Source organism: Gottfriedia solisilvae (genome assembly GCF_002128405.1).
GTDB classification, from domain to species: domain Bacteria; phylum Bacillota; class Bacilli; order Bacillales; family Bacillaceae_G; genus Gottfriedia; species Gottfriedia solisilvae.
In genome coordinates this window covers 505,965-519,716 of the sequence record NZ_NETJ01000002.1, presented here as the reverse complement: position 1 = coordinate 519,716, position 13,752 = coordinate 505,965, and the positions used below count along the sequence as shown (strand labels likewise).

Annotated in this window: 19 protein-coding genes; 4 read left to right on the top strand and 15 right to left on the bottom strand. The window is 30.9% G+C overall.

The window, feature by feature from the left end:
* Nucleotides 1-371 precede the first annotated feature (371 nt).
* Entirely contained in the window at nucleotides 372-959 is a 588-nt protein-coding gene (locus tag CAB05_RS07175) for an SET domain-containing protein (protein ID WP_087999140.1), read from the bottom strand.
* 298 nt (nucleotides 960-1,257) lie between these two features.
* Between CAB05_RS07175 and CAB05_RS07170 the strand changes: the two genes are divergently transcribed.
* Nucleotides 1,258-2,541 carry a saccharopine dehydrogenase NADP-binding domain-containing protein gene (locus CAB05_RS07170; RefSeq protein WP_087999139.1) on the top strand — a complete coding sequence of 428 codons (1,284 nt, stop codon included), beginning with the start codon at nucleotides 1,258-1,260 and terminating at the stop codon, nucleotides 2,539-2,541.
* A gap of 194 nt (nucleotides 2,542-2,735) precedes the next feature.
* Here the strand turns inward: CAB05_RS07170 and CAB05_RS22090 are convergent, their stop codons facing one another.
* The 5 genes from CAB05_RS22090 to CAB05_RS07145 form a co-directional block, all read right to left on the bottom strand.
* The gene (locus CAB05_RS22090; protein ID WP_087999138.1) at nucleotides 2,736-3,041 is read right to left on the bottom strand and encodes a hypothetical protein; all 306 of its coding nucleotides are present in this window, start codon (nucleotides 3,039-3,041) and stop codon (nucleotides 2,736-2,738) included.
* A 158-nt stretch (nucleotides 3,042-3,199) separates the two neighbouring features.
* The gene (locus tag CAB05_RS07160) at nucleotides 3,200-4,006 is read right to left on the bottom strand and encodes a DUF4037 domain-containing protein (RefSeq protein ID WP_087999137.1); all 807 of its coding nucleotides are present in this window, start codon (nucleotides 4,004-4,006) and stop codon (nucleotides 3,200-3,202) included.
* A 102-nt stretch (nucleotides 4,007-4,108) separates the two neighbouring features.
* Nucleotides 4,109-4,522, bottom strand: a complete 414-nt coding sequence (locus tag CAB05_RS07155) for an SMI1/KNR4 family protein (RefSeq protein ID WP_158093202.1) — start codon at nucleotides 4,520-4,522, stop codon at nucleotides 4,109-4,111.
* A 156-nt stretch (nucleotides 4,523-4,678) separates the two neighbouring features.
* Nucleotides 4,679-4,927 (bottom strand): MafI family immunity protein, encoded by a 249-nt coding sequence (locus tag CAB05_RS07150; protein ID WP_087999135.1) that lies wholly within the window; start codon nucleotides 4,925-4,927, stop codon nucleotides 4,679-4,681.
* An 87-nt stretch (nucleotides 4,928-5,014) separates the two neighbouring features.
* Complete coding sequence (locus CAB05_RS07145; protein WP_087999134.1) at nucleotides 5,015-5,764, bottom strand: aminoglycoside phosphotransferase family protein; 750 nt, start codon at nucleotides 5,762-5,764, stop codon at nucleotides 5,015-5,017.
* Between the two features lie 320 nt (nucleotides 5,765-6,084).
* Here CAB05_RS07145 and CAB05_RS07140 point away from each other — a divergent pair, with 320 nt between their 5' ends.
* A complete protein-coding gene (locus CAB05_RS07140; RefSeq protein ID WP_087999133.1) occupies nucleotides 6,085-6,753 on the top strand; it encodes a DUF421 domain-containing protein in 669 nt (222 codons plus the stop codon).
* An 86-nt stretch (nucleotides 6,754-6,839) separates the two neighbouring features.
* Here the strand turns inward: CAB05_RS07140 and CAB05_RS07135 are convergent, their stop codons facing one another.
* From CAB05_RS07135 to CAB05_RS07100, 8 genes are all read right to left on the bottom strand, one after another.
* Nucleotides 6,840-7,202, bottom strand: coding sequence for a histidine kinase (locus CAB05_RS07135; RefSeq protein WP_087999132.1), 363 nt, complete (start codon nucleotides 7,200-7,202; stop codon nucleotides 6,840-6,842).
* Between the two features lie 134 nt (nucleotides 7,203-7,336).
* Nucleotides 7,337-7,858 carry a hypothetical protein gene (locus CAB05_RS07130; protein WP_087999131.1) on the bottom strand — a complete coding sequence of 174 codons (522 nt, stop codon included), beginning with the start codon at nucleotides 7,856-7,858 and terminating at the stop codon, nucleotides 7,337-7,339.
* A gap of 286 nt (nucleotides 7,859-8,144) precedes the next feature.
* On the bottom strand, nucleotides 8,145-8,510 hold the full coding sequence (locus tag CAB05_RS07125; protein WP_087999130.1) for a hypothetical protein: 366 nt from the start codon (nucleotides 8,508-8,510) through the stop codon (nucleotides 8,145-8,147).
* Nucleotides 8,511-8,605: 95 nt separating this feature from the next.
* Entirely contained in the window at nucleotides 8,606-9,046 is a 441-nt protein-coding gene (locus tag CAB05_RS07120) for a hypothetical protein (protein WP_087999129.1), read from the bottom strand.
* Between the two features lie 165 nt (nucleotides 9,047-9,211).
* Nucleotides 9,212-9,742 carry a DUF3916 domain-containing protein gene (locus CAB05_RS07115; RefSeq protein ID WP_087999128.1) on the bottom strand — a complete coding sequence of 177 codons (531 nt, stop codon included), beginning with the start codon at nucleotides 9,740-9,742 and terminating at the stop codon, nucleotides 9,212-9,214.
* Between the two features lie 77 nt (nucleotides 9,743-9,819).
* A complete protein-coding gene (locus CAB05_RS07110) occupies nucleotides 9,820-10,071 on the bottom strand; it encodes a hypothetical protein (protein WP_087999127.1) in 252 nt (83 codons plus the stop codon).
* Between the two features lie 160 nt (nucleotides 10,072-10,231).
* Nucleotides 10,232-10,714, bottom strand: coding sequence for a hypothetical protein (locus tag CAB05_RS07105; RefSeq protein ID WP_087999126.1), 483 nt, complete (start codon nucleotides 10,712-10,714; stop codon nucleotides 10,232-10,234).
* Nucleotides 10,715-10,879: 165 nt separating this feature from the next.
* Entirely contained in the window at nucleotides 10,880-11,302 is a 423-nt protein-coding gene (locus CAB05_RS07100) for a hypothetical protein (RefSeq protein WP_087999125.1), read from the bottom strand.
* Nucleotides 11,303-12,069: 767 nt separating this feature from the next.
* On the opposite strand from CAB05_RS07100, the gene CAB05_RS22605 reads away from it, so the two are divergent.
* Both CAB05_RS22605 and CAB05_RS07095 read left to right on the top strand, forming a co-directional pair.
* Complete coding sequence (locus CAB05_RS22605) at nucleotides 12,070-12,198, top strand: hypothetical protein (protein WP_268876388.1); 129 nt, start codon at nucleotides 12,070-12,072, stop codon at nucleotides 12,196-12,198.
* 153 nt (nucleotides 12,199-12,351) lie between these two features.
* Nucleotides 12,352-12,735, top strand: a complete 384-nt coding sequence (locus CAB05_RS07095) for a hypothetical protein (RefSeq protein ID WP_087999124.1) — start codon at nucleotides 12,352-12,354, stop codon at nucleotides 12,733-12,735.
* A gap of 516 nt (nucleotides 12,736-13,251) precedes the next feature.
* Here CAB05_RS07095 and CAB05_RS07090 read toward each other — a convergent pair.
* The gene (locus tag CAB05_RS07090) at nucleotides 13,252-13,683 is read right to left on the bottom strand and encodes a hypothetical protein (RefSeq protein ID WP_087999123.1); all 432 of its coding nucleotides are present in this window, start codon (nucleotides 13,681-13,683) and stop codon (nucleotides 13,252-13,254) included.
* Nucleotides 13,684-13,752: the final 69 nt, after the last annotated feature.

Genomic DNA, 13,752 nt, shown 5'->3' with positions numbered 1-13,752 from the left:
TATGACAACTTATGATTAATAATTACATTATTGGATTGCAAGTAAGACTAGTATTTGGGGCTTTATTTTATTATTAAAGAACCACAGAAACTATACTGCCAGTTTGTTCAATAAAAAAAGTCGCATTTGTGACTCTTGATCTCGTACAACTAACGCGCCAGTTAGTTGAACAAGAAAACTATATTTCCATTTTCATTATATGCTTTTGCAGAAATCTCCCATTCTTGAAATACAGTAGTTTTAGACTCAATATAGCATTTGGATGGATAACTTATGAAATCTTTATTTTTAATTTGGATCACCGGAAATAGCTGGTTAAATGAACATAGAACAACCACCAAATCTTTGTGCTGGTGGTTGTTTGGTAACCTTTACTCATTTTCAAAGAGCGTAAGAAAGGAATCCGGCTCGGCACGTCCCTCTGCGATCGCGGTTATCCTGATGACGAACTCTGGTCGAATCAGATGCCGCAATGGTTGGTCTACTTGATTCAATCGTTTGAATGCCTCCTTAGCCAACTCATCCCATTCCTTGTAGCGATGCAGATAATCATCCGGCATCACTACGGTGCTAGACGTCCCTTCCTCCGGTTCACACTCAAACGGTTCGTCTATCCCGAGCGTAGCATAGTCGCATGTGATTTGCTCTCCGGGAAGAATATCCCTCGACGCCAATTCAATCTCATAGACCGTCGATACCACATTTGGGCTGAAGCTGTGATTAATGTATCTAGCATGGTCCCAGCACAGCACATAGTAGTTGTCATCGTTGAGGTAGGAATATTTATAGACGATTTCCCTTCGCAGGGGATCAAGCGCTTCAATTTTATCTTCCTCGAGGATGATGTCCAAATCATCCAACGCCCAGATAATCGTTCCTTTTGGAATCAATTTTGTGGCAAAAACGCCTACTCCAATCTTTTCGTTGACAAACCGAATCTCGGTATCTGGATGTATCATCGATTCTGTTCACCCTTTCTAAAAAACTTATTATTACAATATACAGCAGTTTCATTTAAGTGACCGTTCGTTCGCGTATTTTATCAAAGTTCAATCAGCGAAATGTCCCCTTTGAAAATGAGAAAGCTATTTTATTTTTGTTCCACAATCACTGATCTTAAAGAATGGTTTATTAATAGGCAAAATTGTTCAGAAACTGTAAGAGTATGATTCAATGCTAAATTTTAAGGATTCATGTCTAAGCCATTTGTAGTCTTTAGCATATATTGGATGTAAATTTGTAAAGTGAGGGTTTCAAATGTCCAATAACCATACAGTGATAACTATTCTCGGAAGTTCGGGAGGCGTTGCAAAATCTATCTTGGCAATATTAAATCATTCAGCAAACGATGCCAGCGACCCCGTTCATAATCTAATCCGGCATTCAAAAATTCATTTGATTGATGTAAAGCAAAAAGAAAATAATTATTATAACAAATTGTTCTCAAATTTAGAGAATCAATTTATAATCCATCAGTTTGACCTTAAAGATACTGAACGATTTAAAAAACATCTTAAGAAAACAGAAACAAAAATTGTTATTGATGTTTCGTGGGCAGATACGATTGAAATGCTTCATTGCTGTAATGAGCTAGGTGTCTATTATGTTAATTCCGCATTAGAAAATACAATGATCGATGAGAATGAAGAGTTATTTGAAGGGTTTCCTTTAATAGAGCGAATTCGAATCTTTGAAAGAAATAAGCATAGCTTTCAAAATACTAAGGCAATTGTTTGTTCAGGAATGAATCCTGGAGTTGTACAATGGATGGCATTAGAGCTTATCAAAAAATATCCTCTAGAAATTCCTCAAGCCTGTTACATTGTAGAACATGACACATCTTTTTATGTTAATAAAGACAATACAAAAGACAATGTTATTTATGTAACGTGGTCACCTGAATGTTTTCTTGATGAAGCCATTTTATGCTATCCGATGTTTATGAAGCATCGCTCTCCACTTTTTATATATGAGAAAGTTTATGACCTTGAATTTAAAGTCACATTAGGTGATAAAAGCTTTTATGGATGTTTAATGCCACATGAGGAAGTATACACTTTATGTCGTTTATTTGATATGGAGGGCGGATTTCTATACCGTATTAACGAGTACACAACTGAATTAATTAAAGCAAACCTCGATCATGTAGATGATTTATGGGAATATGAAATGAAAGTTCTTGATCCTTCTGAAGCACCGCTAGAAGGAGATGATATGGTAGGAGTTCTACTAGTTTACGATGGCAAAGAACGATATATATATAATTCAATGAACAATTGTGAAATTTTCGAAAAATTCAAAACGAACGCTACCTATTTTCAAGTTGCATGTGGTCTTTATTCCGCTCTTTCTACCTTATTGTTAGATTCAATACCTAATGGGGTTCACTATGTAGATGAATTATTGTTAAACACTAAAAATAATTATGGTCAATACCTATCTTATTATATGTCTGATTTTGTAATAGGGGAAAACAGTCAAACCGATGGTCTATTACTTGATCGCATGAAAAAGTTAAAAAACACAAGAGATGATATCTAACTATCTTAGGGAGTGGAATAACAAAAAAGCAGCATATTGATATAATCCCCTTTAAGTAGACAGGTACAAAGGAGAGCTGTACCTTTTACTTAAGGGGATTATATCAATACTCAGCTCCTAAGTTTTGTTCAACTAACGCGCCAGTTAGTTGAACAACAGCAAGTTTATTTCTTGAAACAACGGAAACATTCCTTTTATATGAAATCTTCAAAAATAATAAAAATAATAACAATAGTAACCGGAATAGCACTCATCCACTTTGGTATTTTAATATTAAATTTACCCAAAATTCTCCTCAACAAGTTTAATGATAATATAAAGAGATTTATGACCAAAAACACAACTAATAAAGTATTCATGAAAGAATACTTGTGAAGAAGAAATTTAGTTCCGACGAAAAGCGAAGGAAAAAAAATTCCCAAAGCTAGTAATTCAGCTAGATCATATCTTCTAGCAATAATTTTGGAAACCCAAATTCCATATTTCTTTAATAATGACATTTTTCAAACACCCCAAATATTACTAATCAAATTTCTACATTCTAAACTGTAGTTATTACTTACTTTTGTTGAACAAACGCGCCAGTTAGTTGAAGAAACTTTACCTACTATTTCAAACAATGACTTTGGATTAGAAGGTAACTATATTAACTTTTTAGTTAATAATCCATGAACTTTTGCTTTTCTAATAATACGTCTAAATTGTCTACCAAATCATTAATGTCCATGAGCAAAGTCGTATTGTTATTTAAAATCTTGATAATACTTTCTTCCATGTTGAATGGAATGAATTCACACTTTTGAGTTACTATCTTAAGTAATTTCTTTTCACCTGGATGAGGTAAATCGTTAAGTGCAAACAATATATCAAAGTAACTTGCAAGTAATCCAGCAATTCTATGGTTAATACTGATATAATCTTGCCTTTTTACGGCTTTTTCAATTTGGTGAAAATAGGAAGTGATACTCTTTCTTAATAATGGATAGTTTTTAGCAATGATGTTCTGTTTTAATTCGTATGGATAAGATACTTTAACTTGATCTTGTAGATTCTGTAATCTTCCAGACTTATCATATAAAATTTTGGAATTTAAATAATTACTCCAAAAACAAGTAGAGTAACCAACATGAGCTTGAAAGTCAATTAAGGTACTTTCCATTTCCTTTTTAATCCATTCATAATTTCGATAAATAATTTCAATACCAATATTAGAGTCTTTTAAAGTACCATCATCTTCTGTTTCCCAGTACAGGTTATTGATTTCCATGTAATCAGAGAAAGGTTCTAATAACTCCTTTCTTATACTTGGTAGAATTTCAACATCACTATAGATGTATAAGTCAATATCAGAGTGTTCATCTTGAGAATTTGTTGTTTGAGAACCAGAGAGAACAACACCTTCCACTTCTTCCAATTTAGAAAATGCAAACGAGATTTTAGTAACTAATTCATTTATGGTTGTCATCTTTTTCTCTCCTACCCAAATATTATTTTAGTTTTAAAACTTCATTGCTGGAAGGTCCCTTTTTTTTTGTTGCTTAAAGAACTAACGCGCCAGTTAGTTGCATTAGGAATTTTGGTAATTGTATAGGTATTCAATAAACTCATAGAAGTATTTATTACTATAACTCGGATATTCAATATCCATTGGTATATAATTAACCTCAACTAAATTCGGGATTTCTTCTCGAAAATCGTAACCAAAAGCAGTTCCTCCACCATCTGATCCTATAATTAAAAACCCAGGTGCGAACTCACTCACTGAATAATCCTCATTAACTCCAACTAATTGTTCGATTTTCCACAGTCTTAGATAACCTTCTCCAATATTCCCTTCACCACCGTTTGTCATAATCATAAATTCAACATAATCTGCTGGGAACTTTACGTTCAATTCTTTTTCCACCTTTTCTATTTCTTCCTTAGAAATAGATTTATTAAAATTGAAGCCATTAAATAAATATTTTTTCTGGTCTAACACCTTTTTCACTCCTAATTTCAAACTATTAATTTTGTAATTAGAATTAAATTCTACTTAATTGCCATTGTTCCTTCTTCAACTATCCAGCATCATAGAAAAAAGGAGCCAATCGGCTCCTTACTTGTTCAACTAATGCGCCAGTTAGTTGAACAAGGACTATCTTATAAAATAGTTCAGTTCCTCCCATAAAGAACTTTCCATTTTCATTTTTTCTCCGATATTCCTAATTTCAATAAACTGTTCATTCGAAATATTTATGTTATCTTCAATTAAGGAGGCGCATAAATGTTCTAAAGCGACTCCCCATTCATCATGCACTAAGAGTTCATTTATAGCTTGGATATCATTCTTTGATAATTCACTCATACCTTCTACTATATTTTTAATCTGACTGTTCAAATTCATTGATTTAACACTCCAAATCAACAATTATAATTTAATTAACGCGCCAGTTATTTGAAATGATAGTATTAACATTCCCTTAATTGAAAGCTATAAAGGACAATAATGATTTACTATGTCAATAAGACGCTCTGAGTTCTCAGACAACACACGTTCAGACAATCTCGCACCTGCAATTATAGGGGCCCATTGAAAAACTTCATCTTTTAACAAACCGCTTTTCTCGCAATAAAGACGCAAATACATATCGGCTAATTCTTTTGAAAACTCTAAATATAAAAGATATGTACGATATACATCTGCACGTATATCCCCCGAACTGGAATCTACCCAATCTATTATTGTCACGTTATTATCTGACATAATCAAGTTAAACAAATGATAATCTCCATGACAAAGCCTATTCTCAAATTTCATCGTATCTAATTTTTGTATTAAAGCAGACTTATGTCTATTATCTAAATTATTTGCTGATTCGATTTGGCGCTTTAATTTTTCGGTCATGGGTTCAAGTGAATCAGCCACAACCTGATGAATTTTTTGTTGTATATCTACGGAAATATTCATGTAATAGTCTACTTGTTCTTTGTTTTCGGATAGAATATCACCAATTGTTCTACCCTTAATATATTCCATTATGATAGCCTGTTTCCCATCTATTTTCGTGACATCCAGTATTTTAGGTACAGAAAGTCCACACGAATAAGCATATTTTTGCTTATATGCTTCATTTGAAGATTCCGATTCAGGTAAATAGTCGTTAAACACTTTTACAATCCTGTTTTTGTAAAGATAGACTTTTGCCGTATTTCCTTTAGCTATTGGAGTTCCTAAAATCATTAATTATCTCTCCTTAATTTTCTGCCTCAAAACCAATCATAATATAATTGTTCGCCTTCCTTTCTTTAGAATCCTTGTTCAACAAAACTGCCAGTTTGTAAAACTAAAAAAAATCGACTATACAGTCGATCAATTTGTTCAACTAATGCGTCAGTTAGTTGAATAAGGATTTAATTTTCAACAAACATTAAAATTGAAATGGTTGAAAAAATAATGCAAATAAAAAAACTAAGTAACATTGAGATTACTTATTAATTGAATAAAATAAATACGATTGTAAGAAAATTTAATAAGTAATAAAAATTGAGGAGTCATTTTATATGATTTTAAAAGAAATTTTTCTTGAATTAATATTTGGGTATATTGCTATTTATATTGTCATTAAAGTATTAGGTAAAATGCAAATCACTATGATTACCCCATTTTATTTGGTTTGTTCACTTGTCCTAGGGAATATTTTAATTGGTGGAATTTTTAATAGAGAAGCAACTATGCCTAAAATACTTTTTGCTATCTTTACTTGGGGTGCTTTAAGCTTTGTAACATTATTGATTACACAAAAATCGATATTTGCTAGAAAAGTTTTTGAAGGAGATGCTTCTATCCTCATAAAAAAAGGACGTATACAATGGGAGGAGCTAAAAAGAAATCGCTTAGATATTGATCAACTTCTCCAATTACTTAGGGCTAAGAAAACTTTTTCGGTAAATGAAGTAGCCTATGCGATATTAGAAAATGATGGTACCGTCAGCGTACTTAAAAAATCAAATTTTTTAAGTCCTACGAAGCAAGATTTAAAAATTAAATTAGAAGAAGAGTTCCTTCCTTTAATCATAATAAGTGATGGCCAGATTCGAATACGAGCTCTTCTAGATTTAAATAAAGATGAAAATTGGGTACATAATTTGCTTTCCGAGGCAAACCTATCGTTAATACAAGTTTGTTATGCAGAGTGGGATTCGAAGAAATTACACTTACATACTTATTAAAAATAAAAAATGAACACAGATTTCGAAAAAAATTCTACCTAATCTTATGCAACTAACGCGCCAGTTAGTTCAATAAGGAATTTAGATTACTCCTCCTCATTATCCAGTAAAAAACTTTCAAATTCTTCGTGTAGTGCAAACTCTTTTTGTAGTGATTCTTTTGTTTCTCTATCCACTAAATCAATTAAATAATTATCCGCAAGTTCATCCCCACCATCAATCATTACTAAAATTGAGTGAATAACACCTTTTATGATTTCACTTTGAACTTTAGTATAATCATTTAAATCTTCCTTAGAGGTGAGTTTAGTCTGTAAGTTCTTATACTCGTCTTCATGTTCAGACCAAATTAAGTCTGATCTCGGATTTAAGCTCTCAACTGCTGTTTTTGTCCAGTAATCCTTTATATTTTTTAAGTTTTGCAAAAGTAACTGTTGTTTTTCATTCATTCTATAATTTCCTCCAATTAAAGTTGGTTACTTTCTATCTAATTACTAAATACAACTTTTATCTATTTCTACCCTGCTTTATAATACAAAAAAGCTGCTTAAATGCAGCTTTTGATCTTAAACTAACGCGCTCGTTAGTTTTCTACATTCCAAAATCCCCAGGATTCTAACTTGATTTTTTTGGTAACTGGTAACCCAAAATACGTATATTTAACCGTTATACTTTGGATTGGTTCCTTATACTCCATTTTAATTCCATAATAAATAAGTGTATTATCTTTTCGATGAATCGCTTCATTTATTTCGTTTGGATTTAATCTGGGATAAACGGGTACTGCGTCAATTTTCACAAACTTAATCCTCCCCCATTGATCATCCGGATCATCCGTAACAGGCTGCACTAAACGTCCACCATAACTTATCCCTAGTGCCAATCCATTTGGTTTTTTCCCATGATTTACAGTAACTTCTTTTATGGTTATCCGTCTAAGTCCTTTGTTATAAAATTGATAAACGATTTCCTTTTTTCCTTCTGTTGTCCAAGAACCCCCATCAATTTGAATTGGGTTACTGTATTGAACAAATGTATAGAAAACAACACCCGCAAGTAATAGGAATGAAGTAAATACAATTATTATGATTGATTTTTTTTTCAACCTCTCACCCCTAAAATTGCAATTTGCCAAGAATTTGCAGAAACTAATCAGTCAGAATCTTTAATAAAATATTCAATTTATATATATGAAATTCCTATTAGACATAAACTTGGGGGAATTTAGTTTAAAGGTTCCTATATTCTTTTCATCCTTTAACAAAGTAGTTTTGTTAACCTTAATATATCAATCGTTGTTCAACTAAATTGCCAGTTACAAGAAAAAGAGCTGCCGAAGCAACTCAGTGATTTTCAATTAACGCATGCGTTAGTTAAATAATTCCTTTTAATTAATTCATTTTTCCATCATTATAAATTCTATGATTATCGAAACTATCTTTTACCCAAATCATAAGTGAAGTTCTTTCAAAAAAGTAACTTCTATTTATTACTATAAAGGGTAATCTTATTCCATTAAAACCACCATACTTGTCGAGGGATTCTTGTTCAGCATTAATAATTTCTTTTATCTCATCAACAGATAGTCCGAGAAATTTTGATGCCTCATTAATATCCATCAATACTTTATTTTCTACAACTATTTTATTATTTGGTACTTTAATACTTGAGCTAAACTTAAGAGATAGGAGTAAACAGCCGATAATTATTCCTAAAGATAAAATTACTGAGGCAATAATTAAATTTTTGCTATTCATTAAATTCTCCCTTTCTTTCTATTACTTTTTAGTAATTATTATTCGAAGAGAGCGTTACATATTCAACTAACGCATCCGTTAGTTTGAAAAGTGTTTTACTTATTTATTAAAGCACCACCGACGCTAAAAAGATGTTTATTGTCTACTTTTTCTAAATATCCTTTTAATTCATAGCTTGGAGTATCCAGTGCCAACACAGATTTATCTATGCCTTCCATCGGCATTATTACATTTAATGTATATTCTTCTCCAGGCTGAATATCTAATTTGTTGCCTTTAACCTCGATTTTATATTCATTACCCTTATGCGCGTTTTCGTTTAATTCGATTGGAAATGATACATATTTATTATTTTGTTTTATAACAAAATCGCTACCATTAATTAATTTCATTTTGTAAATAATAATACCTGGTCTTGTTTCTTTCTTAACTAATACTACTTTTATCTTCTCGATATCCTTTAATTTAATTTCTTTCACACATCCCGTTAATAATAAGAGAATTAAAAACATAATAGATATAAATTTAGTCTTCAAATAACTAACCACCTTAATTGTAATATATTTCCATTTTATCATTTGTTTTCCATGTTTTGTTTTTTAATTTCTTATCTATCAAATTGAAAAATACTAAAAAAAGAGTCGATCTTTATCGACTCCTTCATTTGTAACTAATGCGCCATTTAGTTGAATAAGATTTTATTAATTTAATTCACCAATAAACCAAATCTCACCTTCATGAGTCACATCAATATCATCTGTATCTTCAACATAATCTGAAATAATTTCGTTATATCCAATGGTTTGCATTTCTTTTGGAATAACGAGATTCCATTCTGATTTCAAATTTCTATTATCTGTTAGTGGTATCCATTTTTGAAATTCATCATCCCTATCAAAAAAACTATTAAAATAACTATCACCCTTAAACACAATAATTTGAGAGCTAAATAGGTCTGGTAAATCAATCGCTACAACAACTCTAAATGTTTCAGAACTATTAGGTTTATTTTCAATTAACATTGATGCTTGATCAATCAATGTTTGAATGCATAAACGTTTAATTTTTAGAGGAGTCTTTTTTGAATTAATAAAGCTTTGAGATACAGGTAAATGCATATGCCAGTATCGTTCATTATAAAAATCTTTTGGGAATACAGCTGTATTTTCTATAATTCGTTTAATTAATTTATTCGATTTTCTCTTTATACCCCTAATCTTTTTTTCTCTCATACATTACCTCGCTCTAATAAAATATTATGAAGGAAAAATACTTAAATAATACTATTGTTAGTTGAACAACACTCCACTCAATATTTTGTATTCTTAAATTCTTTTTTTGTGTAAAAAGCTAGTGTGAAAGGAATTAAAGGAATAAGGGCAAGCAATCTAAACCAATTATTGGCACCACCGAAATATAACATTGGAAGAAATAACGCCATTCCACTTACTAGAAAAGACTTCCAAGATTTTTTCCAAAGACCCCATGCAAAAAGAAACAATCCAGTACCAATTAATCCCCAGAAGACGAGTCCTACCCAATAGAAACCAGCTTGTTCCATTTGTTCACATCCTTGTATATTTATTGTTTATTTATAATTTATATGCCCTTGTTCAACAATCCTGCCAGTTAGTAAAATAGAGGATGATCGAATAATGATCATCCTCTATAGTAGTACAACTAACGCGCCAGTTAGTTGAATAAGAAATAAAAAAATAAAATTATTGTTGTTTTAATTTTGTAATTGCTTTAAGAACTTCTTCTCTATTCTTCGAAAGTTTCATCCACTTAGGAAGTCTACTCTCAATACTAAGATAATATAAACCAGAAGGTCTGATATTTTTTTTTATATATTTTTCGACTAGAGAAAGATGGTCAAAATTAAAGAACCACATTTTGTGCCCACAACATTGAATCTGAAGATACAATGGTAAACCAAAGTACCAATCTAAGCCCTGTTTTTCATCAAACAATTCATGGGTATAAGCCCAAAGATTATCCCACCTTCTTTTTGGATGAACTTCTTTAGTTAATCCGCATTTGATGCATTGTAAGCGTTTTGATTCATGTCCCATATATCTTGGATTAATTAGACCTTTTGCATTATTCGGTGTAGTAATTCTTGCGCAACTTCTACATTCAGGACACTGAACGAGAATCAAGTCTGAATATGCTATTAATCCTCCACCAACACCTTCTATCATAAAACCCTCACCTACATTCAAATGTTAAGTATTAATTTAAATTATATAACATTATCTTTTAAAATAATTGATTCTTATTTAGCAAATCTGCTTAATAAAAAAGGAACCTATGAAGGTTCTCAGGAGTAATACAACTAACGCGCCAGTTAGTTGCATAAGGACTGATTATCTTGTGTTCCAATATTGATGACTTACTTCTGCAAGTTTACTAATTGAAATTTCTCGCTTATCTTTATCATATATTTTTATGCTTTCTGTTTTTATGTAGAGATTACCACCTGTATTTATATTACTTAAGCATTTTACAACGATTTTATCATCCATTTCTTCTGCCTCTAAAATTTCTAATTCATACTTTTTCAGTATCTCTAAATCATTAACTGTATTATTATTTTCTTCCCAAAATTTGAAGTTGATTTCTTCGCAGTTTATTAACTCACATATAAAAGATCTAAAGTTCTGATTAATTAGCTCAGCTAAATATTCGATTTCGATTTCAATTGATATCTTTTTAGTACTTTCAAAGAATTGAATAATAGTACCATCGTGAAAAATATTAAATACACTTTTTTGTTCTATATTATTCATGTTTCCACCTTCCACTAGATACTCTCGATTTTGAACTAAAGCATGCGTTAGTTGAATTAGAAGAGCTATTGTATAGCCCTTTTTCTACCCTATTTCTTTCTAAATACTAGACTTATCCTTAGTTATCTAGAGTTTTTGTATTAGTATCTTCTAATAATGCTAGGAATTTGCTTCAACGTAGAATCTTCAATCTCTATAACCTCGTATGCCATACATGAGCTCTTTTCTTCATGAAGCTCTATAAGTTCATTTAAGAGAATTCTTTTGGTATAGTTGCATAGCAAAATTTTAAATTACTCTAATTCCTCTTGAATTAGTTCTAATAAGAAATCGCCAAAATCATCTGCAATAAGTTCTATTGATTGTTCACTAAAGTCTATTCCCAAATTAATAGATACAACAGCAGGTTCGTTTTCTCCATTTAGTTTATTAAAGTCTAAACAATATAATTCATCGATACCTGTATCATATTCAATTATTATTAATATATCACATTAATTTCTGTTTTTATTATTGAACTAAACTGCCATTTAGCTCAATAAAAAAATCGACTATTGCATGAGTTGGTTCTAAAACTATCAAATAACATTAGCAATATACACAATAAAGATAGATTCATCATCAATAGCAATAAATGTAAAAAATTACCAAGTTTAATGATAGGTCTTAGTCATAGACAAGCTTGTCCTATTAAACATATGTATAAAATATGATAGTCCTGTTAGGATATCATTTGATTCATATTTCGAATGAAAGGGGGGAAAAAAATGCCATTCAACCTTGCAACTTTTCTTATTGTAGTAGTGCTTTTGGTTGCATTGCTTTTAGCATCATTACTGGGTGCTGAGCAAGCACCTATTTTAGCTGCTATCTGTGAAACACTTGGATGCAGTTAATCAATTGCACTAAAAATAAAGACGAGCCCATCTAAATGTGGGCAAAGCACCTAGAAGATTGCACCTAGAAGATTTTTATATGATTTAATAATCTTCTAGGTTATTTTTAGGAAAATCAAAATTTTTAAATTTATATGAAGGTGGGCTTTTTAAATGAATAATGATAAATCGAATAATGAGCAAACACTCCCTCAATCAAGTGATATTAATGATTTTAAAAAAGAAAGTATTATAAAACTAGCAAATAATCTTACGGCAAATGAAACTACTATAGATATGAGTTCAATTATGAGGATGGCACAAAATCTTTTTAAAGATGATTCGCTAATGAAATCTGTACAGGATCTTGGAAAGATCAATCAACCTAATTCAATTTCAATTCCAAAATCTGCTCCAAAAAAAGAAAATTTAGAGTTGCCCCTGAACAATGAGCTATTAGAAAAAATATACAATGAGCTTATCCACATAAAATCAGAACTGGTTGAGATTAATGCAAATAATAAAACTTTAGTTGAAATTTTTAAAAGAAATTCTTAAAGTGAATACTCTGTTAATCAATTACACTCTCAAATAATAATGGCACGAACTTTTTTAAATAACTCCTCTGAAAAGTTATTTTTCATACCCCAAGTATAATATATTAAAATAAGCCTTTCTCAAGCTTTAAATGAAACCCCTAGTGTACTAGGGGCTCATTCATTTTATCTAGGAAAAATTATAAAATTGTTTAACATACTAATTTACCAATGGAGTCTATATGGAAGCCTTTACTTTCCAAGCAATTGATGGAAGCTCCTATAGCTTTTACACAAATCACCTAGGGGTTCCATTAAACCTGCAAAAATGTGAAATATAGTTGTCCATGAAATTAGAGACTTAAACAATTGCAAAATCTCGTCTGTCTAATAACTAAATTGAATAATCGATTGTTACAATCTTTATAAAATCATCTATTTTCTTATTCAACTAAACTGCCAAATAGTTAAATAAAAAAGCTGCAATTTATGCAGCTCTTACTATGTAACTAACGCGCCAGTTAGTTATATAAGGATCTCAATTATTCAATTTTTGTCTTAGTTTAAGAATACACTTTAAAATTGATTCCCTATTTTGAGATTTCTTTATCCAATATGGAAGCCTACTAACTAAACTTTGATTTATATTAGTAAATTCTTCTCTTAAAGTTGCTCCAACATAACTTTCCAAATAATCAAGGTGTTTCTTATTATAAACCCATAAGATATTGCCACAACAATTGGACTTTAGCCACAATGAGAATCCACAATACTCGCCTGAACTACCACCATAACTTACTATTTCAGGAGTACTTATTAATCCACACTTAGAACAAATTAATTTTGGTCTTTGTTTTATCGGATTTCCAGTTATATTAGCACATTCTTGGCAGCGAGGACATTCCACAAGAACACTATCAAGAAAATCTATAATCGTTTCACCTGTATCTCTAAACCTTTGATTATCCACTTGTTTTTATCTCCTAACATTCCTTTTGTATACATTATATATTCAATGTAAGTAATAACCATCCTTCAA

Coding starts and splice junctions, on each gene's coding strand:
- CAB05_RS07175 (WP_087999140.1), bottom strand. CDS start 959: ATGATACATCCAGATACCGAGATTCGGTTTGTCAACGAAAAGATTGGA.
- CAB05_RS07170 (WP_087999139.1), top strand. CDS start 1,258: ATGTCCAATAACCATACAGTGATAACTATTCTCGGAAGTTCGGGAGGC.
- CAB05_RS22090 (WP_087999138.1), bottom strand. CDS start 3,041: ATGTCATTATTAAAGAAATATGGAATTTGGGTTTCCAAAATTATTGCT.
- CAB05_RS07160 (WP_087999137.1), bottom strand. CDS start 4,006: ATGACAACCATAAATGAATTAGTTACTAAAATCTCGTTTGCATTTTCT.
- CAB05_RS07150 (WP_087999135.1), bottom strand. CDS start 4,927: ATGAATTTGAACAGTCAGATTAAAAATATAGTAGAAGGTATGAGTGAA.
- CAB05_RS07145 (WP_087999134.1), bottom strand. CDS start 5,764: ATGATTTTAGGAACTCCAATAGCTAAAGGAAATACGGCAAAAGTCTAT.
- CAB05_RS07140 (WP_087999133.1), top strand. CDS start 6,085: ATGATTTTAAAAGAAATTTTTCTTGAATTAATATTTGGGTATATTGCT.
- CAB05_RS07135 (WP_087999132.1), bottom strand. CDS start 7,202: ATGAATGAAAAACAACAGTTACTTTTGCAAAACTTAAAAAATATAAAG.
- CAB05_RS07125 (WP_087999130.1), bottom strand. CDS start 8,510: ATGAATAGCAAAAATTTAATTATTGCCTCAGTAATTTTATCTTTAGGA.
- CAB05_RS07115 (WP_087999128.1), bottom strand. CDS start 9,742: ATGAGAGAAAAAAAGATTAGGGGTATAAAGAGAAAATCGAATAAATTA.
- CAB05_RS07110 (WP_087999127.1), bottom strand. CDS start 10,071: ATGGAACAAGCTGGTTTCTATTGGGTAGGACTCGTCTTCTGGGGATTA.
- CAB05_RS07105 (WP_087999126.1), bottom strand. CDS start 10,714: ATGATAGAAGGTGTTGGTGGAGGATTAATAGCATATTCAGACTTGATT.
- CAB05_RS07100 (WP_087999125.1), bottom strand. CDS start 11,302: ATGAATAATATAGAACAAAAAAGTGTATTTAATATTTTTCACGATGGT.
- CAB05_RS22605 (WP_268876388.1), top strand. CDS start 12,070: ATGCCATTCAACCTTGCAACTTTTCTTATTGTAGTAGTGCTTTTGGTT.
- CAB05_RS07095 (WP_087999124.1), top strand. CDS start 12,352: ATGAATAATGATAAATCGAATAATGAGCAAACACTCCCTCAATCAAGT.